Origin of the sequence: Xanthomonas prunicola, from assembly GCF_025266575.1 — a bacterium.
Taxonomy (GTDB): Bacteria; Pseudomonadota; Gammaproteobacteria; order Xanthomonadales; family Xanthomonadaceae; genus Xanthomonas; species Xanthomonas prunicola.
Map to the genome: position 1 here is coordinate 3,706,115 of NZ_CP096142.1, position 18,975 is coordinate 3,725,089.

The following is an 18,975-nucleotide window of genomic DNA, read 5'->3' on the forward strand; positions in this document are numbered from 1 at the left end:
TCAGTCGTTCGGACGCGCAAAAAGAAACGACGCCCGAAGGCGCCGTTTCAGATTTGCATTCTCCGCCATGACGATGCGGGCGAAACGACCTTGAACCCGGGGTTCAAGTGGGGACGTTGTGAGGCCATCGGGCTTCCCGCTACGAGGCGGACTTGCACACCCAGCTCCGTCGCGCCCCCGTGGTCGTAATTAAGGGACAAGGCGAATGTTTTGCACGCTGTCGTTTACAGCAGAGAACGCAGGCGAATTATAGACCTCTGCGCCGCGATGGCTAGCCCATTCGTCGGCCGGCGGGCTTGAGGATTCATATTTGCGATGGCAGTGCGAATTCCGCTCAGCGTGGTGTGTCGGCAACGCTATCCAGTCGGCGATTCAAGGTGTCCAGCGTATTGGCCAATTCACGATCGTAGAGCGCCTGCTGTTCGCGCAGTTGCTGCAACTCATGCGCCAGATTGAGCGCAGCCAGCACTGCGACACGGTCCACCGCCGCCATGCGATTGCTGCCGCGGATCTCACGCATGCGTAGATCCAGCAGCCGCGCGGCTGCTGTAAGACTCTCGCGTTCGTCCGCAGTCACGCCGACCGTGTATTCACGATCCAGAATACGCACGCTGACCGGTTCGTTGTTGCTCACGTGTGCTGCTCCAGTGACTTCAAGCGGGCGATCATCGCTTCCACACGCGAGCGCGCCTGCTCGTTCTTGGTCAACAGTTGCGAGCGCTCGCCGATGAGCTGCTCCTGTTGATGACGCAGGCTACGGTTTTCGTCGGTGAGCCGTTGGGTACGCTCCACCAAGGCCTCCACGCGGGCGGCGAGTGCGCGGATCTGAGCGAGGGCGGCAGCGTTGTCCATGCGCTCACGATAGGTGCGTGCGCGCGCGGTGGTCAAGCGTCCCGCGCACGTCCCGATCGCTGGGCTAGCCCAAGCCCTGCAAGGTCTGGCGCAGAATCCAGACAGGCCGGCATCGCACGCGTGGAACCCTGCATGGAACGCGCAGATCGCGGCCCATGCTGGCCGCCTTGATACACTGGGAAGTCATATCGCCGGCCCTGCGTCGGCACCTTATCGCTCTTCAGCCTGGATGACCCGATGGATCTGCCCGACGTAACCGCTGTGCAAAACGAAAGCCGTCAGCTCGCGCTGGCGTCCTCTGCGGCGGAGTTGCATGGCGGGCTGTGCGGGTGGCTCTCCGGCGGCGGCGCCGACAGCGCCGACTGGCTGGCACGCATTTTGGCCGACACCGGCCAGGGCGCACCCAAACAGGGCGGGGCGCTGGACCAGCTGCGGCAGGCCACCGTGGCGCAACTGGAAGACCGCGATTTCGCCTTTGAGCTGCTGTTGGTCGAAGACGGCGCCCCGTTGCCAGCGCGTACCGATGCGTTGTTCGACTGGTGCCGCGCCTTCCTAGGTGGATTTGGTCTGGCCGCGCAGCAGCGCCCGGCGCTGAGCGAAGAAGGCGAGGAAGCGCTGCAGGACCTGGCGCGTCTGGCGCAGGCTTCCAGCGACGACTTCGACGCGGCCGACGAGGACGACACCGCATTGGCCGAAATCGAAGAATTCGTGCGCGTGGCGGTGCTGTTGCTGCATGGCGACTGCGTGATGGGGCCGCGTTTCCGCCAACGTCTGAACTGATCGGTCCGCCATGAAGAAGCTCACCGGGATCGGCACAGCCGAGTACGCGCGCCGCCGCAAGCAGCTCATGCAGATGGCCGGCGAGCAGGCCATCCTGATTTTACCGGCCGCGCCTGAGCGCGTGCGCAGCCACGACACGCATTATCCGTACCGGCAGGATTCGGATTTCTGGTATCTGAGCGGGTTTCCGGAGCCCGAAGCGGTGCTGGTGCTGGTGCCCGGCCGCAAGCATGGCGAAGCGATTCTGTTCTGCCGCGAGCGCGATGCCGAGCGCGAAGCCTGGGATGGCCCGCGCGAGGGCCAGGAAGGTGCGGTGGAGCGCTACGGCATGGACGATGCGTACCCCATCGACGATGTCGACGACATCCTGCCCGGCCTGCTGGAAGGGCGCAGCCGCGTGTACTACCACTTCGGGCGCGATGTCGATTTCGATCTCAAGTTGATCGGCTGGCTCAAGCGTGTGCGCGAGCAGGTGCGCCATGGTGCACAACCGCCGCACGAATTTCTCGAGCTCGGGCACCTGTTGCACGAACAGCGTCTGTTCAAGTCGCGCGATGAGATCGCGTTGATGCAGCAGGCCGCCGACATCAGTGTGCGTGCGCACCGCGCGGCGATGCGGCTGGCGCGGCCGGGGGTGCATGAGTACGAATTGCAGGCTGAGGTCGAGCGCGAATTCCGCGCTGCCGATGCGTGGCCGGCGTACGGCAGCATCGTCGGCACCGGTAGCAATGCCTGCGTGCTGCATTACCGCGCCAACAACGCGCGCAGTCGCGATGGCGAGCTGGTGCTGATCGATGCCGGTGCCGAATACCGCGGCTATGCGGCCGATATCACCCGCACCTTTCCGGTCAACGGCCGCTTTACGCCGGCGCAGCGTGCGCTGCACGATCTGGTCGGTGCTGCGCAGGCGGCGGCGCTTGCGCAGGCATACCCCGGCGTTGCGTACGAAGCGGGGCATCTGGCCGCCGTGGAAATCTTGACCGAAGGGCTACTGCGACTGAGCCTGCTCAAGGGCAAACTCGAGCGCAACATCGCAGATGGGCAGTACAAGCGATTTTATCGGCACAAGACCGGCCATTGGCTGGGCCTGGATGTGCACGATGTGGGCGACTACCGGCTGGCCGGCGACTCACGGCTGCTCGAGCCCGGCATGGTGTTCACCATCGAACCGGGGCTGTACGTGTCTGCCGACGACACCTCGGTAGAGGCCAAGTGGCGCGGCATCGGCATCCGTACCGAAGACAATGTGCTCATCACTGCCGATGGCCACCGGGTATTGACCGACGCATTGGCGCGCAGTGCCGACGAGATCGAAGCGGAGATGGCTGGCGGCGCGTAGCCGCCCGGCAAGCAAGTGATGCGAAGCGGCTGATACCACGCAGGGCGCAGCCGTGCGGCAGGCATGGCGCAACGCAGTCGCTGCGCTGAACGCGGGGTTCCCGCCGATTCCGAGTAATAACTGCCCCGCCGGGTTGTTCGCTGCGTTTATTGACCCAGCTGCGGTGTCTGCGCGCGTTCGGGCTGCTGCACCTGCTCGCTCGGCCCGGCAAGTCGCCGCGCGCGCTCGAACGATTGTTCTTCCGGCGTGCCGAGCGCCTGTTCGGTTTTCATGTGCGCGCGCAGATGTGCCGGGTTGGCGGGATCGCCTTGCACCACGAACACGTTTTCGCCGCCGTGCACGCCGCGATGGTTCGCTTCGCTCATCAGCACGTGATCCACGCGCGACAGCCCGCCCTCCTTGGCCAGCGGCAACAACGCTGCAGTGAGGCGGGCGCTGGTCTGATCTGGCGCGCGGCCGTGCGCCGCATCGATCGCATGCACGCCGCGTTCGATCTGCTGATACATCGTGTGGTCCGGGTGCGAGGTCTGGCGTGGATCGTTCATGGCAATGTTCCGTGTGTGGTAGTGCTGAAACGTCGCGGTGCGTTACCGGGTGGTGGAAGGCGCGGCGGACCTCAGTGGAGGCGCGATGCATGTCGGTGCCGGGTTTAACCGTTCCGTCCAGGCACGGTGCGCCGTGATGTTGTCAGGTGCGCCGTGTCCTCATGCGGCGGCGAAGACCGGGCGAGTCAGATTTTCTGCGCTTCCCTCGGTGCACACCACTTCATCTTCGATGCGGATGCCGCCGTAGGGCTTGAACGCTTCCACGCGCTGCCAGTTGACGCTGGCGGCGTGGCCGTTCTTCTTCACTTCGTCCAGCAACATGTCGATGAAGTACACGCCGGGCTCGATCGTGACCACCATGCCGGGCTCCAGCACGCGGGTCAGGCGCAGATACGGGTGGCCGGTCGGGCGCTCGATGCGGCCGCCGCGGTCGCTGGCGGCAAAACCAGCCACGTCGTGCACCTGCAAGCCGATCAGATGGCCCAGGCCATGCGGGAAGAACGCAGCGCTGACGCCGGTGGTCACTGCTGCCTCCGGCGAGACGGTCAGGACGCCGAACTCCTTGAGGATGCCCATCAACGCCAGATGCGCGTCGAGATGCAGCTGCTTGTAGTCCACACCGGCACGTACGTTCTGGCCCATGCGCAGTTGCGCAGCATCCACCGCGTCGATCAGTGCCTGGAAGTCGCTCCCGGGGTCGGCGGCGTAGGTGCGGGTGATGTCGCTGGCGTAGCCGTATGCGGAGGCGCCGGCGTCGATCAGAAAGCTGCGCAGCGGTTGCGGCGGCTGTTGGCCCAATTCGGTGTAGTGCAGTACCGCGCCGTGTTCGTTGAGCGCAATGATGTTGCCGTACGGCAACTCATTGGCGTCCTGGCCCACCGCCGCGCAATATGCCATGTGGATGCCGAATTCGCTCTGGCCGGCGCGGAACGCCGCTTCTGCAGCGCGATGGCCGCGCACCGCCAGTTGCTGGGCGATGCGCAGCAATGCCAGCTCGTACGGCGTCTTGAACGCGCGCTGGTATTCCAGGTAATCGAGCACCGGCTGCGGGTTGTTCGGCACATACGCACCGAGCGTGCTTTGCGCTTCGCCCAGAATCGCACAGCGCTCAGCTTGTTTGGGCAGCAGGGCCAGCGCTTGGTCCGGGGTGCGGATGATGTGGATGTCGCAGTGTTCCACCCACCAGCCGCTGGGTGCGGCGGGCACGACATGCCAGTAGTCGAACGGCTGATAGAAAATCACCGTCGGGCGCTTGCCCGGCGTGTAGACCAGCCAACTGTTGGGCACCCGCGTCAGCGGCACCCAGGCTTTGAATTGCGGATTGACCGCGTAAGGGTAATCGCGGTCGTCGAACAGCTGGTAATGCGTGCTGCCGCTGGGAACCACCAGATGCTCGAAGCCGCCGCGCTGCAGCGCTTCGTCGGCGCGCGCGGTGAGCGTACGCAGGTGGTCGGAATACAGGCTGCTCAAGGAGGGCTGGGTCATGCGGGGCTCGATCGGCAATGCAAAGGCAATGCACAATTTTGCCGCAATCCTTGCAACGCTGCTGTCGTGGAGTGGCTGCTACAACCAACGTGCAATCGTCAGATGGCGCGACGGCGCGAGGAGCGTCCGGACGCCCGGTTAGATGTGGCGTCTACCCCTGCCGCGCCCGGCTGGGGGCGGTCGTGGTGCAAGCCGCATTAGCCAGCCAGATGCTCTTCGGCGATCCAGGCGCGCAGGCGCTGCCGGTGCGGCTCGGACATGGTCAGGAAGCGCACGCCGGCCCAGGACTGCCCGGGCGCGTGCGCGGCTTCGGACCACAGCAGATGCACGCCGACATCGATCTCGGTGGCGCGGCCAACCCGCTCGGGCAGCGTGAAGCGCAACTGATACAAGGCGTCGTCGTGCAGCGGAACCGACCCCAACAACAGCATGCCGGTTTCGGACAGGTTGCCGACCCGGCCGATCTGCGCCTCGGTCAGCGTGTCGATGACCGGCAGCAGGTCGGTCGGCTGGCGGCGCGGTGCGCGGCGGGTGTCCTGGATCATGGCTGGGCCTCGGTAACAGGCGACTGGCCGGCCAGGCTGCGCAGCGTGCGCACGGTGGCATGCCAGGCGCGATCGATCAGACGCGATTTTTCTTCCACCAGCAGACGTGCCTGCCCACCGGCCATCAGCCGCGCCAGGCTATCCAGCGAGTGCTCGCCAACCTTCTGCCCGCGCTGATTCACGAACAGTGCGTTGCCGGTCATCGGGCTGTACCAGGACAGGCGTTGCCGGCGCAGATCGCCCTGCTGGTTGATCACGAATTCGAACCAGGTCCCGAACGGCAAGCTGCGCAGCTGCGCGTAGCATTCCTCTTCGGCCGGCGTGCGCGGCGTCGCCGCCGGCTTGCGCGGCGCGCTGTCGCCCTGGTCGCCGAGCCGGGTACGCGCCTTGAGTTTGGCGGCAAGCTCGGTGCGCGAGGTCACTTCGTCTTCGCCGCCGGGCGTGGACAAGCGCCGCGCGATCGCCGCCGCTTCATCGTGGTGATACCCCACCTGCAGCAGCGCGGTTTCCACATCGGTGCCGAGTGCGATGTCGGTGGGCTGGCCCTTGCTGCGGCAGGTGACTTCGGCAATGCGCGCGGTCAGCGCCTGGCGCTCTTTCCATTCGGGCGACTGCTCGCCCTGGCGCAGCAAGGTCAGCGTGAGCACATCCGACCAGGCCTGGCGCAGCAGCGATTGCACGAAGCGCGGTGGCGCGCTTTGTTCGCACAGTTGCTCGATGCGCGCTTCGGCCTGCTGCTTGGCCGATGCCAGACGCTCTTTGCCACGCGCAGCATCCACATGCCGCCGCTCGGTCACTTCTGCCTTGCGCGCGAGTGCGCGCAGATGCGTCTGGATGTCGTCGTTGGCAGCGGCGAAAACGGCCTCGTCGCCCTGATAGTCGTTGACGATCTTGTCGACCGCGCTGCCCAGCTTGTGCAGCAGTTGCGGGTCGATATCGTCCTCGCCCAGCCACACGGCGCCGGATTCAGCCACGGTGTTGAGCAATTCACGCACAGGGTGCTGGTCGCGCACGAAAAAATGCGCGTCGGCCAATGCGGCGCGGGCGACCGGTACCTGCAACTTTGCCAGCAATGCCTGTGCCGGCGTCTGCTCGCGCACCTCGCGCTGCATCTGCGCGTAGAGCAGGCCAAGCAGGTCGAAGGTGTCGTTGTCCTGCCGCGCCAGCACGGCATCTGGACCGTGCTGGCTACGCAGCAGCTCCAGCACCTGACGCTGCACTGCATCGATGCCCGACGCTTGGTGTGTCGCTGCGGCCTGTCTGGCGAGCGCACCTTGCAGGCTGGCAAGCGCATCGCCGAGCGCGGCCTTGGGCACGGCAGCGGCGGCGGCGCGCTGCGATGTGTGGGTCGCTGCTGCGAGCAACGTGGAGGAGGGCGGCATCGCGGTGCTGGCGGGCGCGGCTGCGCCTGCGTGACCTGCATGGACAGCTGCCTGCGATTGCCGTGCCGACGCCATCAAGCCGCCCAGGGCCTGCACTGCATCGTTGAGCGCCGGCGACAGCGCCTGCGCAGGTGCCGCCATCGCAGGCGCTGGTGACGCAGCAGCGTGATCCAGCAAGGCGCTCTGCCAGGCCGTTGGCGCAGCTTGGCCTGCCCAGCCAGTGGCCGGGCGCGGCAGGCGCGAGGCTGCAGCATCATTGCTCGTTGCCGCGGCGTCTTTCGAGCCCTGCGCCGATGTCGGCGGCGTACGCCGCGTCTGTACCTGCGTGGGCTTGACCAGATACGGGTGATAGATCAGCCCCGGCAGGATGCCTTCCTGGTCCAGCAGGCTGTTAGCGCTTTCGAACAGATCGCCCAGACGGTCCATCACCTGGCGCTCGAATACCTTGTACAGCGTCAGCTGTCCATCCAGGCTCAGCCCGAGCGTTTCCCCGCACTGACGCAGAATGCGGCATAGCGCGTACGGGCCAAGCGGTAAGTCTTCCAGCTCGAATTCGGGCACCGCACCGATCACTGCCAGACGCTGCGCTAGCAAGAGCAGTGCACCGGCGCGCCGCGATGTCTCGCGACGTGCGATTTCGCTCAGCACGATGTCGCGATCGATATCGGTGTATTCGACCAGTGTCAGCATCTGCGGTTGCGCTGGGACATCGATCAGCGGCGCCAGCACCGGACGTTCGCGCAAGCCGGCCAGCGCCTTCGCCAGCTCCTGCACAAACGCCTGTGGAAAGCGGTCGATATGGTCGCGCAGGCCGCGCGTCTGTGCATAGGTTTCGGCCTGGATCTGGCTGTTGCGCGCGTGCTCGGCCTGATACAGCAATTCGCGTTCCAGCTCGACGACGGTCAGTCGCAGTGGTCCGTTCAACGCCTGCACGCAATGCGCGTGCAGCATGCCAAGCAGGCGCCGGCCGCGCGCGGACACTGGCGCATCGGCAATCGGGCCGCTGAGTGCGGTGGGCAGGGAAGACACGGGCGTGGACATCCGGGGGAGGCGGACTCGGTTCGAAGCGTGAGCTATGTAGCATGTTTTTCCACAGGCTGCGCGGCATGGGCGCCCAGCGCAGCCGGTTCGCACGATGCCACGCGGTGCAGGTGCGGGCATGCGCTGCGCGCATGCAGCCGATCGACCAAAGGGTTGCGGCGACTCAGCCCAGGAACAACGCGACCACATCATTGGTAAACCGACGTCCCAACTCGGTCGGCACCACGCGCCCATCCTGCCGGGTCATCCAGCCCTGTGCCAGCGCGCGCGCCAGCGGTACCTCGATGACGGAGGCCGCGAGGCCAGTAAGGGTTTCGAAATCGCTCAGCCGGAAGCCTTCATGCAGGCGCAGCAGATTGAGCATGTATTCGAATGGCAGCCGTTCGCGCGGCACGATGTCGTCGCCGCCGATGGACGCGGCGGTACCCGCACTGGCCAGATAAGTCTGCGGATGTTTGTGCTTCCAGCGCCGCAGCACGTGCTCTTCGGCACCGGAGCTGATCTTGCCGTGCGCACCTGCACCGATCCCCAGGTAGTCGCCGAAACGCCAGTAGTTGAGGTTGTGCGCGCACTGCCGCCCCGGCTTTGCGTACGCACTCACTTCGTATTGCGCGTAGCCGGCGTCGGCCAGCAGGCGCTGGCAGTGTTCCTGGATATCCCAGGCGGCATCGTCGTCGGGAATACCCTTGGGCGGCCGCGCGAAGAACACCGTGTTCGGCTCCAGCGTGAGCTGGTAATGCGACAGGTGTGTGGGCTGCAGCGCAAAGGCACGTTCCAGATCGTGCTCGGCTTGCATCAACGTCTGCTCGGGCAACGCATACATCAGGTCGATATTGAAATTATCGTAGCCGGCGTCTTGTGCCAGTTTGATTGCACGTTCGGCTTCAGCGCTGTCGTGAATACGGCCAAGCCGTTGCAGCGCCACGTCGTCGAAGGTCTGCACGCCGAAGCTCAGACGGTTCACGCCCGCAGCGCGGTAGTGCTCGAAACGGCCGTGCTCGGCGGTACCCGGATTGGTTTCCAGGGTGATTTCAGGATTCGGCGCAAAGCGCAGTCGCGCCGAGGCAGCTTGCAAAAAGCGGTCGATCGCTTCGGGCGGAAACAGGCTGGGCGTGCCGCCGCCGAAGAACACCGAGTGCACCACGCGGCCCCACACCAGCGGCAGATCCGCATCCAGGTCGCGGATCAGTGCGTCCACGTACTCCTCGAACGGCAGCACGCCCTTGGCCGCGTGCGAATTGAAATCGCAGTACGGGCATTTGCGCACGCACCAGGGCAGGTGCACGTAGAGCGACAGCGGCGGCGGAATCAGCTGGGGCATTGCGCTAGGCGTACTTCACAGCGACAACGCATGCAGCTTGTGCTGCAACGTGGCCAGCGCCACCGCACGATGGCTTAGGCGGTTCTTCAACCCAGTGTCCATTTCCGCAGCGGTCAGGCCATACACCGGATCCAGAAACACCGGGTTGTAGCCGAAGCCGCCATCGCCGCGCGGCTGCGTGGTGATCACGCCTTCCCAGCTGCCTTCGGCGATCAGTGGTTGCGGATCTTCCGGATGCCGTAGCAAGACGATCACCGCATAAAACCGCGCGCTGCGGCGATCGGCCGGCACATCGCGCATGGCATCGAGCAACTTGGCATTGTTGGCCAGCGCATTGGTCGGGCTACCGGCATAGCGCGCGCTGTACAAGCCGGGTGCGCCATCCAATGCGTCCACAATCAACCCGGAGTCATCGGCCAGCGCCGGCAACCCCGTCACTGCGCTGGCATGGCGCGCCTTGATCAAGGCGTTTTCGACGAAGGTCAGGCCGGTTTCCGGCACATCTTCCACGCCGAGGTCGCCTTGCGCGACGATGCGCAGCGGCAGGTCGGCCAGCATGGCGCGCAGTTCTTCCAGCTTGCCGGCGTTGCCGCTGGCCAGGACCAGTTGTTTCATTGCTTGGGCTCCAGCAGATCCCACTTGGTGCCGTACAGATCGCGAAACACCACGACCGTGCCGTACGGCTCTTTGCGCGGGGTTTCCAGAAATTCCACGCCGAAGGCCTGCATGGCCGCATGGTCGCGCCAGAAGTCGTCGGTGTAGAGGAAATGATCCACTCGCCCTCCGGTCTGATCGCCGATGCGAGCGCGTTGCGCGGCGTCGGCCGGCTGCGCGAGCAGCAAGCCGGCGTCCTGCGCACTGCCAGGGCCGATCACCACCCAGCGCTTGCCGTCATCGAGTTGGCGATCCTGCAACACATGGAAACCCAGCGCGCCGGTGTACCAGGCAATGGCCGCATCGTAATCGGCAACCAGCAAGGTGGTCAGGGCGATACGACGGCTCATCCGGCCAGCGCAGCGCGTTGCAGGGCGAACAGTTCGCCCATGCCCTTTTCGGCCAGGGCGAGCAGCGCATTGAGTTCGTCGCGACGGAACGCGTGGCCTTCGGCAGTGCCCTGCAGCTCGATGAAACCGCCGCCATCGTTCATCACCACATTCATGTCGGTGTCGCAGTCGCTGTCTTCGGGGTAATCCAGGTCCAGCACCGGCTCGCCGCGATAGATGCCCACCGACACCGCGGCCACCGCGCCGATCAGCGGGTGCTTCTTGATGTCGCCGCGCTTGAGCAGCAGGTTCACCGCATCGGCCAGCGCCACGTAGGCGCCGGTGATCGCCGCGGTGCGGGTGCCGCCGTCGGCCTGCAGCACGTCGCAGTCCAGGGTGATGGTGCGCTCGCCCAGCGCAGTGCGGTCCACGCAGGCGCGCAATGCGCGGCCGATCAGGCGCTGGATTTCCAGCGTCCGCCCGCCCTGCTTGCCACGTGCGGCTTCGCGGTCGGAACGGGTGTGGGTGGAGCGCGGCAACATGCCGTATTCGGCGGTCACCCAGCCTTCGCCCTTGCCGCGCAGGAAGTTCGGGACGCGGTTTTCCACGCTGGCGGTGCACAGCACGCGGGTGTCGCCGAAGCTCACCAGCACCGAGCCTTCGGCATGGCGGGTGAAGGAGCGTTCGATGCGCACCGGGCGCAGCTGATCGGCCGTGCGGCCGCTGGGACGGGAAAAGGTCATGCGATGAGTCCGGAAGTCGGGAGGTGGGTCTTGGCGCCAATGCACGGCGGGCAGCAGCCGGCCGGTGTGGGCGGCTAGGGTACCATTCGCGCTTTGACGGTACGGGATTGACGATGATCCGAAGCATGACCGCGTTTGCCGGCGGCGAACGCATCACGCCCTGGGGCACGCTGGGTTGCGAGCTGCGCTCGGTCAACCACCGCTTTCTGGAAGTGGGCGTGCGCCTGCCCGAAGAACTGCGTGCGCTGGAACCGTTGCTGCGCGAACGCGTGGCAGCCAAGAACAGCCGCGGCAAGCTGGACCTGACGTTGCGCCTGCGCGCGCCGGACAACGCGCAGACGCTGGCGGTCAACGAATCGCTGCTGCAGGAACTGGGTGCGCTGGCCACGCGGCTGGACGGGCTGTTTCCCAAGTTGCAGGTGGGCTTCACCGATCTGCTGCAGCTGCCGGGCGTCCTGCAGGTGCAGGACGTGGATGCGCCTGCGCTGCAGGCACAGGCGATGGCCTTGCTCGATGAAGTGGTCGACAGTTTTGTGGTTGCGCGCGAGCGCGAAGGTGGCAAGCTGGCCGAGGCGATCAGCGAACGTGTGGACGCGATCGAACGCATCGCCGCCGAGGTGCGCATCTTGATTCCGGTGATCCGCGAGGGGCAGCGCGCCAAGCTGGCTGCACGCCTGGCCGATCTGCCGCATCCGGTGGACGCTGGCCGCGCCGAGCAGGAACTGGTGCTGTGGTTGCAGAAGCTCGATGTGGACGAGGAACTGGACCGCCTGTCCAGCCACATCGCCGAAATCCGCCGCGTGCTCAAGCAGCGCGAGCCAGTCGGCCGTCGCCTGGACTTCCTGCTGCAGGAATTCAACCGCGAAGCCAATACCCTGGGTTCCAAGTCGGTGGACAGCCGCACGTCCAATGCCGCGGTGGATCTGAAGGTGCTGATCGACCAGATCCGCGAGCAGGTGCAGAACATCGAATAACCGGGATTTGGGGATTCGGGATTCGGGATGGGGCAACTGCACGCCCCTCTATCTGCGGGCTGGGTCCAATCCCGGTAGCATGTCGACCCCGGTGGTACCGGTCCGCAGCCCGTTCGCGAATCCCGACTCCCCAATCACGAATCCCTGATCTATGCGCGGCACCCTCTATATCGTTGCGGCCCCCTCGGGCGCCGGCAAGAGCAGCATCGTCAACGCCACCCTGGCGCGCGACCCGAAGATCGCCTTGTCGATCTCGTTCACCTCGCGCGCGCCACGGCCGGGCGAGCGGCATGCCGAGCACTACCATTTCGTGTCGGCCGACGAGTTCCAGGGCATGATCGAGGCGGGCGACTTCTTCGAATACGCGCTGGTGCATGGCGACTGGAAGGGCACGGCGCGGCAGTCGGTGGAGCCGCAGCTGGCGGCCGGTCACGACGTGCTGCTGGAGATCGATTGGCAGGGTGCGCGCCAGGTCCGCCAGAAGGTGCCCGATGCGGTGAGCGTGTTCATCCTGCCGCCGTCGCGCCAGGCGCTGGACGAGCGCATGCGCAAGCGCGGCCAGGACAGCGAGGACGTGATGGCGCAGCGCCTGGCTGCCGCGCGCGAAGAGATGCTGCATTTCGAAGAGTTCGATTACGTCATCATCAACGAGACCTTCGACACCGCGGTCTCGGAGATGTGCGCCATCTTCACCGCCAGCCGGCTGCGTCGGCAGGCGCAGCAGCAGCGGCATGCCGGCCTGATCCAGGCGTTGCTGGACTGAGTTGCTGGTGCGCCAGGGCCGGAGCGGCGATCGGCGATGCCAGCGTAGCGACGACGCTGCAGCTGGAAATCGATGCTCGGCCAGCGCGCCGCCGCAGCTGACAGGCCGGCGGCCGGGCCAGGCGTGGGGGCCCGTTCTGCGCACCAGGGCAGTGCTGCGGCTTGATCGATCTGCTCCAAGTGACTGATTCCAAAGCGAACTGAATGACCGCCGGTTGCCCGCCCAGCCGCGCAGGCGTACACTCCGCCCCCCTTTCCCTCATTCGATGCGCGGCCGTTGCTGGTCGCCGGGAGCCCGCATGGCCCGCATTACCGTAGAAGATTGCCTGGAAGTCGTGAACAACCGTTTCGAGCTGGTCATGATGGCCTCCAAGCGCGCCCGTCAGCTCGCCAACGGCGTGCAGCCGTTGATCGAAAACGCAGACGCCAGCGACAAGCCCACCGTGATGGCGCTGCGCGAGATCGCCGCCCGCCGGATCGACAACGCGCTGATCGATGAAGTCGAGAAGGCCGAACGCGAGCGTGCCGAGCGCGAAGCGCTGGAATGGGCCGCCGCTGAAGTGGTGGCCGACGAAGACATGTCCAAGAACGACGACTGATCGTCCCGGCCGCTGCGGTGGCCAACGATCTCCGGACAGCCCGCCTTGTGCGGGCTGTCTGCGTTTTGAGGGATGGCGCGAGCGACGGGATGACTGCGACAGGGTGGGACGCCTCCGTAGCTCGCGCTGCGCCGCCGTGTGGGGTGCATGCTGCGCGCCGCGTGCTGCATCCGACCGCTGCCCGCGACGGTGCCCTGGCCGTTTTTATCGACCTCGATGCAGCGCAGCTAACCGATCCGCGCGCTGGTCGTCAGACCGACGCCAACCACGCCCGTGCTTGCCGCTCGCGCGCCGCAGGCGTCGGCAGTCATCGTGCGCCGATGTCTTCCATCGTGTGGCGCAGCTGCCGGTCCAGCGCCTGCATGGCCTGGTACCCGCGCCGCTTTGCGGCATGCAAGCGTGCGATGTCTTCCGGCGTCGCTGCGGTGCTCGCGCCCAGGCCGCTCATCGCCGACATCGCTGCCGGCAGATCGGCAAAACCGCCGCTGGCCACGGCGGCCAGCATCGCGCTGCCCAGCAGCACCGGTTCGGCGGTGGCCGCGACCTGCACCGGTACGCCGCAGGCATCGGCCATCAACTGGCGGACCAGGCGGCTGTGGCTGGCGCCGCCGCTCATGATCACGCTGTCGAACGTCACTGCCTGCGCGCGCAGCGCATCGATGATGTCGGCCAGCCCGTAACCCAGGCCGCAGATGCCGGCCACGTACAGCGCTTCCAGACCTTGCAGGTCGTGGTCGATGGTCAGCCCGGCGATCATCGCGCGGGCGTTGGGGTCGGCATCGGGAGAGCGGTTGCCCAGATACTCCGGCAGCACGTGCAGCCCGCGCGCCAGCACGGCGGCCTGGGATGCACTGCCAACGCGTGCCAGCACGCGCTCTTCCAGCCACTGCAGTACATCGCGGCCTGCAGCGGTCGCCTGCGCGTTGGCGTCGGCATAGCCCGGATGGGAGCGCACCAGGGTGTCGATTGCGATGCCGGCGGCGGATTGGCCACCTTCGTTGAGCCACAGCCCCGGGACCAGTGCGGAGCCGTAAGGCCCCCACACGCCGGGCGTGAAGCATGGCGTCTGGGTGCTGGCCAGCACGCAGGCCGAAGTGCCGAAGATATAGGCCAAGCGTGCGGTGAGCGGCATCGGCTGGCCATCTGCAGACGGGCTGGCGAGCGTGCCGATGGCACCGGCGTGGGCATCGATCAACGCCGCGCCCACTGCGGTGCCCGCACGCAGGCCCAGCTCGCCGGCAGCGCGCGCTGTCAGCCCCCGGCCCAGTGCCGTGCCCGGCGGCACCACGGTGCTGCCGATCCGCGCGGCCGCATCGTCCAGCAGGTCGGCCAGGCCGATGCGTTCGAAGTAACGCCGGCTCCAGCCTCCGTCGTGCTGCACGTAGGTCCACTTGCAGGTCACCGTGCACAGCGAACGCGCGGTGCTGCCGGTGGCGCGCCAGCTCAGCCAATCGGCCAGGTCGAAGAAGTGCGCCGCGCGCGCGTAGCTGTCCGGCAGGTGCTGCTTGAGCCACAGCAGCTTGGGAGTCTGCATCTCCGGAGAAATCTGCCCGCCGACGTAGCGCAGCACCGGCTCGTCGGTGGCATTGATGGACGCGGCCTGGGCGATGGCGCGGTGGTCCATCCACACGATCACATCGCGCTCGGCCTGGCCGCTGGGACTGATGCACACCGGCCCGCCGTCGGCGGCCACCGCCACCAGCGAGCAGGTGGCATCGAAGCCGATGCCGGCCACCCGCGCGGCGTCCACGCCTGCTTGCGCCAGCGCGGCGCGGATCGCCTGCACGCAGGCCTGCCAGATGTCTGCCGAGGATTGCTCGACCATCTCGCCGGGCAGGTACCAGGTCTGGATGGCGTGGCGCGCGGTGCCGAGCAACTGTCCGTGCGCGTCGAACAGCCCGGCGCGGGCGCTGCCGGTGCCCACGTCCACGCCGATGTAGATCGCCTCGTTGGTCGCTTGCATGATTTACCAGCAGGTATAGCCGCCGTCGGCCAGCACGATACTGCCGGTCATCAGGCTGGCGGCAGGGGAGGCCAGGAACAGCGCCACCGAGGCGATTTCTTCCACTTCGCCCAGCCGCCCCATCGGCGTACCGCCGATCCAGGCGTCGTACATCGCCGGATCTTCCTTGACGAAGGCATTGAGTGGCGTGGCGATGTAGGTCGGCGCGACTGCATTGACGCGCACACCGCGCGCGCCCCACTCGGCGGCCAGCGATTTGGTCAGGTGATGCACCGCGGCCTTGGAAGCGTTGTAGTAGGCCTGCGCCTGCGGTTTGTTGACGATGAAGCCGGACATCGAGCCGACATTGACGATCACGCCATCGCCGCTGTCCAGCATGTGCTTGCCGAACGCGCGGCAGCACCAGAACGTGCCGTTGAGATTGACGTCGATGACGTTGAGCCAGTGCTCGTCGGTGACCGTTTCGGCCGGGGTCTGGCTACGGGCGATGCCGGCGTTGTTGACCAGGATGTCGACCTTGCCGAACTGGGAGTTCAACGCATCGGCCACGCTGGTGACGCGTGCCGAATCGGTGACGTCCATCTGCACGACCTGCGCATCCAGTCCCTTGCTGCGCAGCGTGGCCAGGCCTTGCTCGGCCACATCGCCATCGTGATCGGCGATGACCACCTTGGCACCGGCTTCGGCCAGCGCCTGGCAAATGGCCAGACCGATCGCGCGGCCGCCGCCAGTGACGACCGCCACACGGCCATCGAGTTTGAACTTGTCCAGATACATCGGCATATCTCCTGCTGGTCTTGATCGTGGGGGAGTGGCGAGAACGGGGGAGGAACAACGAGGAAGTGGTGCGCTCAGCGCATGGCCTGTTGCTGCGCGTCGAAGCGGTGCAGATGCTCCGGGTCGGGGATCAGGGTCACCGTCTCGCCGACGTGCACACGCAGATCGCCGGTGCAGCGCGCATCGACCGTGCCCACGCCGGGGATCTCCACGTACACGAAGGTGTCGCTGCCCAGGTGCTCGGCCTGGATCACGCTGCCCTGCCAGGCATCGCCGGTGCCGGGTGCGGAGCTGCCGCGCTGCACGTCGATATGTTCCGGGCGTACCCCGAGCGTGGCTGCGCCGTGGCGCGCGGCTGCCTCGCCCTGCAGCAGATTCATGCGTGGCGAGCCGATGAAACCGGCCACGAACACGTTGGCAGGGCGTTCGTACAACTCCAGCGGCGTGCCCACCTGTTCGATACGTCCGGCCTGCAGCACCACGATCTGGTCGGCCATGGTCATCGCTTCGACCTGGTCGTGGGTGACATACACCGCGGTGGTCTTGAGTTGCTTCTGCAGGCGGGTGACTTCCAGCCGCATCTGCACGCGCAGGGCGGCATCCAGATTGGACAGCGGCTCGTCGAACAAAAACCCCTTGGGCTCGCGCACGATGGCCCGGCCGATCGCCACGCGCTGGCGCTGGCCGCCGGACAACTGCCCGGGCTTGCGGTCGAGATAATCGCTGAGATTGAGCACGCTGGCGGCCTGCGCCACGCGCCGCTCGATCTCGGCGCCGGGCACGCGCGCCATCTTCAGGCCGAAGGCGATGTTCTTGCGCACGCTCATGTGCGGATACAGCGCATACGACTGGAACACCATCGACAAGCCACGCTTGGCCGGCGCCAGTGCGGTGACGTCCTGGCCGTCGATGAGGATGCGCCCGCCGCTGACGTCTTCCAGCCCGGCGATCAAGCGCAATAACGTGGTCTTGCCGCAGCCGGACGGACCGACGAAGACCACGAACTTGCCATCCTCGATCTCCAGATCCGCGCCGTGGATGACCTGTGTGTCGTCGAAGGATTTGCTGACACCTTGCAGCGTGATGCGTCCCATGAACCACCTATCAAAGTTGAGTGAGCTACTTCACCGCGCCGAAGGTGAGCCCGCGCACGAGCTGCTTCTGGCAGAACCAGCCCAGCACCAGGATCGGCGCGATGGCCATGGTCGAGGCGGCCGACAACTTGGCCCAGAACAGGCCTTCCGGGCTGGAGTACGAGGCGATGAACGCAGTCAACGGCGAGGCCTGCGACGAGGACAGGTTCAACGACCAGAACGCCTCGTTCCAGGCCAGGATCACGTTGAGCAGCAGCGAAGACGCGATGCCGGGAACGGCCATCGGCGCCAGGATGTAGAGGATCTCCTTGCCGATGGTGGCGCCATCCATGCGCGCCGCTTCCAGGATGTCCTTGGGGATGTCCTTGAAGTAGTTGAACAGCATCCAGACCATGATCGGCAGGTTGCTCAGGCACAGCACGATGATCAGGCCCAGCTGCGTATCCAATAACCCGGAATCGCGGTAGAGCAGATAGATCGGCACCAGGACGCCCACCGGCGGCAGCATCTTGGTGGACAACATCCACAACAGGATGCCGCGCGTGCGCTTGGTGGGCGAGAACGCCATCGACCACGCGGCAGGGATGGCGATGGCCAGCGCGATCAGGGTCGAGCCCAGCGACACCGCCACCGAATTCCAGGCATGCGCGAAGTAGTCGCTGCGTCCCTGCACGGCGACATAGTTTTCCAGTGTCCAATGGAAGAATACGAAGCTGGGCGGGCTGGAAAACGCATCGACCTCGGTCTTGAAGCTGGTCAGCAGCATCCACAGGATGGGGAAGAAGATCACGCCGCCGACCGCCCATGCGGCGACCGTGGTGAGGAGGATCTGCAGCGTGGGAGTGCGACGGGCCATCTCAGGTCTCCAGGTTCTTGCCGACGATGCGCACCAGGAAGATGGCTGCGATATTGGCCAGCACCACGGCGATCAATCCGCCTGCCGACGCGGCGCCGACGTCGTATTGCAGCAGCGCCTGCGAATAGATCAGGTAGGCCAGATTGGTGGTCTGCAGGCCGGGCCCGCCGCCGGTGGTGACGTAGATCTCCACGAATACGGTGAGCAGGAAGATGGTTTCGATCAGCACCACGATGGTCAGCGGGCGCGCCAGATGTGGCAGGGTCAGATGGAAGAAGCGGTCCAACGCTCCGGCGCCGTCCATCAGCGCCGCTTCCTGCTGTTCTTCATCCAGTGACTGCAACGCGGTCAGCAGGATCAGCACCGCAAACGGCAACCATTGCCAGGCCACGATGACGATGATGGAGAACATCGGGTACTGGGTGAACCAGTCGATCGGGGTCAGCCCCACGCTCTGCCAAAGCCACGCCAGCAGCCCGGACACCGGATGCATCAGCAGGTTCTTCCAGATCAGCGCGCTCACCGTCGGCATCACGAAGAACGGCGCGATCAGCATCAAGCGCACGATGCGGCGGCCCACGAACACCTGGTCCAGCAGCAGCGCGATCAGCACCCCGAACACCGCAGTGATCGCCAGCACCGACCCGACCAGCGACAAGGTATTGCCCAGCGATGACATGAAGGCCGGGTTGCCCAGGAAGTAGCGGTAGTTGCCCAGCCCGACGAAAGTCTTTTCCGGCGTGAGCAGGTTGTAGTTCAACGTGGAAAACCACACCGTCATCGCCAGCGGCACGATCATCCAGGCCAGCAGCAGCACGATCGACGGCGCGATCAGGAACCGTGCGAGTTTTTGCGTTTGATGCGTGGCCATCGGCAAGGTCCAGGATGAAGGTAGGCAGCGCGCCTGCGATGCATGGCAGCGGACCGCTGCGTC

Annotated in this window: 20 protein-coding genes and 1 other RNA gene; 5 read left to right on the forward strand and 16 right to left on the reverse strand. The window is 66.0% G+C overall.

What is annotated here, in order from left to right:
• Window positions 1-55: 55 nt before the first annotated feature.
• The 3 genes from ssrS to M0D43_RS15930 form a co-directional block, all read right to left on the reverse strand.
• Window positions 56-239: non-coding RNA, 6S RNA (gene ssrS, locus M0D43_RS15920), on the reverse strand.
• A gap of 95 nt (window positions 240-334) precedes the next feature.
• Window positions 335-634 carry a cell division protein ZapA gene (locus M0D43_RS15925; protein WP_003486119.1) on the reverse strand — a complete coding sequence of 100 codons (300 nt, stop codon included), beginning with the start codon at window positions 632-634 and terminating at the stop codon, window positions 335-337.
• Window positions 631-852 (reverse strand): TIGR02449 family protein, encoded by a 222-nt coding sequence (locus M0D43_RS15930; protein ID WP_003486122.1) that lies wholly within the window; start codon window positions 850-852, stop codon window positions 631-633. Before M0D43_RS15930 ends, M0D43_RS15925 begins: the two co-directional genes overlap by 4 nt.
• 237 nt (window positions 853-1,089) lie before the next feature.
• On the opposite strand from M0D43_RS15930, the gene M0D43_RS15935 reads away from it, so the two are divergent.
• Complete coding sequence (locus tag M0D43_RS15935) at window positions 1,090-1,632, forward strand: YecA/YgfB family protein (RefSeq protein WP_252162175.1); 543 nt, start codon at window positions 1,090-1,092, stop codon at window positions 1,630-1,632.
• Window positions 1,633-1,642: 10 nt separating this feature from the next.
• Entirely contained in the window at window positions 1,643-2,971 is a 1,329-nt protein-coding gene (locus M0D43_RS15940) for an aminopeptidase P N-terminal domain-containing protein (RefSeq protein ID WP_252162176.1), read from the forward strand.
• A gap of 146 nt (window positions 2,972-3,117) precedes the next feature.
• On the opposite strand, the gene M0D43_RS15945 is transcribed toward M0D43_RS15940, so the two are convergent.
• The 8 genes from M0D43_RS15945 to rph all read right to left on the reverse strand — a co-directional run bounded on the left by M0D43_RS15945 (window position 3,118) and on the right by rph (window position 11,016).
• Complete coding sequence (locus M0D43_RS15945) at window positions 3,118-3,516, reverse strand: XVIPCD domain-containing protein (RefSeq protein WP_252162177.1); 399 nt, start codon at window positions 3,514-3,516, stop codon at window positions 3,118-3,120.
• A 159-nt stretch (window positions 3,517-3,675) separates the two neighbouring features.
• A complete protein-coding gene (gene pepQ / locus M0D43_RS15950; protein ID WP_252162178.1) occupies window positions 3,676-5,001 on the reverse strand; it encodes a Xaa-Pro dipeptidase in 1,326 nt (441 codons plus the stop codon).
• Window positions 5,002-5,198: 197 nt separating this feature from the next.
• Window positions 5,199-5,546, reverse strand: coding sequence for a PilZ domain-containing protein (locus M0D43_RS15955; RefSeq protein WP_252162179.1), 348 nt, complete (start codon window positions 5,544-5,546; stop codon window positions 5,199-5,201).
• A complete protein-coding gene (locus tag M0D43_RS15960; protein ID WP_252162180.1) occupies window positions 5,543-7,969 on the reverse strand; it encodes a DUF1631 domain-containing protein in 2,427 nt (808 codons plus the stop codon). The genes M0D43_RS15955 and M0D43_RS15960 overlap by 4 nt, the downstream gene beginning before the upstream one ends.
• Window positions 7,970-8,132: 163 nt before the next feature.
• Entirely contained in the window at window positions 8,133-9,290 is a 1,158-nt protein-coding gene (gene hemW / locus M0D43_RS15965) for a radical SAM family heme chaperone HemW (RefSeq protein WP_252162181.1), read from the reverse strand.
• Window positions 9,291-9,305: 15 nt separating this feature from the next.
• Window positions 9,306-9,905, reverse strand: coding sequence for an RdgB/HAM1 family non-canonical purine NTP pyrophosphatase (gene rdgB / locus M0D43_RS15970; protein ID WP_252162182.1), 600 nt, complete (start codon window positions 9,903-9,905; stop codon window positions 9,306-9,308).
• Complete coding sequence (locus M0D43_RS15975) at window positions 9,902-10,294, reverse strand: VOC family protein (RefSeq protein ID WP_252162183.1); 393 nt, start codon at window positions 10,292-10,294, stop codon at window positions 9,902-9,904. The genes rdgB and M0D43_RS15975 overlap by 4 nt, the downstream gene beginning before the upstream one ends.
• Complete coding sequence (rph, locus tag M0D43_RS15980; RefSeq protein ID WP_101361994.1) at window positions 10,291-11,016, reverse strand: ribonuclease PH; 726 nt, start codon at window positions 11,014-11,016, stop codon at window positions 10,291-10,293. The genes M0D43_RS15975 and rph overlap by 4 nt, the downstream gene beginning before the upstream one ends.
• 113 nt (window positions 11,017-11,129) lie before the next feature.
• On the opposite strand from rph, the gene M0D43_RS15985 reads away from it, so the two are divergent.
• The 3 genes from M0D43_RS15985 to rpoZ all read left to right on the forward strand — a co-directional run bounded on the left by M0D43_RS15985 (window position 11,130) and on the right by rpoZ (window position 13,351).
• Window positions 11,130-11,990 (forward strand): YicC/YloC family endoribonuclease, encoded by an 861-nt coding sequence (locus M0D43_RS15985; RefSeq protein ID WP_252162184.1) that lies wholly within the window; start codon window positions 11,130-11,132, stop codon window positions 11,988-11,990.
• 151 nt (window positions 11,991-12,141) lie between these two features.
• Window positions 12,142-12,753 carry a guanylate kinase gene (gene gmk / locus M0D43_RS15990; protein ID WP_005996765.1) on the forward strand — a complete coding sequence of 204 codons (612 nt, stop codon included), beginning with the start codon at window positions 12,142-12,144 and terminating at the stop codon, window positions 12,751-12,753.
• 298 nt (window positions 12,754-13,051) lie between these two features.
• Window positions 13,052-13,351, forward strand: coding sequence for a DNA-directed RNA polymerase subunit omega (rpoZ, locus tag M0D43_RS15995; RefSeq protein WP_002812428.1), 300 nt, complete (start codon window positions 13,052-13,054; stop codon window positions 13,349-13,351).
• Between the two features lie 307 nt (window positions 13,352-13,658).
• Here the strand turns inward: rpoZ and M0D43_RS16000 are convergent, their stop codons facing one another.
• The 5 genes from M0D43_RS16000 to M0D43_RS16020 form a co-directional block, all read right to left on the reverse strand.
• A complete protein-coding gene (locus M0D43_RS16000) occupies window positions 13,659-15,314 on the reverse strand; it encodes an FGGY-family carbohydrate kinase (protein WP_252162185.1) in 1,656 nt (551 codons plus the stop codon).
• A 3-nt stretch (window positions 15,315-15,317) separates the two neighbouring features.
• Window positions 15,318-16,091, reverse strand: a complete 774-nt coding sequence (locus M0D43_RS16005) for an SDR family NAD(P)-dependent oxidoreductase (RefSeq protein WP_252162186.1) — start codon at window positions 16,089-16,091, stop codon at window positions 15,318-15,320.
• Between the two features lie 74 nt (window positions 16,092-16,165).
• On the reverse strand, window positions 16,166-17,185 hold the full coding sequence (locus M0D43_RS16010) for an ABC transporter ATP-binding protein (protein ID WP_260807357.1): 1,020 nt from the start codon (window positions 17,183-17,185) through the stop codon (window positions 16,166-16,168).
• A gap of 25 nt (window positions 17,186-17,210) precedes the next feature.
• Window positions 17,211-18,041: a carbohydrate ABC transporter permease gene (locus M0D43_RS16015; protein ID WP_101361989.1), complete on the reverse strand. Its 831-nt coding sequence runs from the start codon at window positions 18,039-18,041 to the stop codon at window positions 17,211-17,213.
• Between the two features lies 1 nt (window position 18,042).
• Window positions 18,043-18,912 (reverse strand): carbohydrate ABC transporter permease, encoded by an 870-nt coding sequence (locus tag M0D43_RS16020; protein ID WP_252162187.1) that lies wholly within the window; start codon window positions 18,910-18,912, stop codon window positions 18,043-18,045.
• Window positions 18,913-18,975 lie beyond the last annotated feature (63 nt).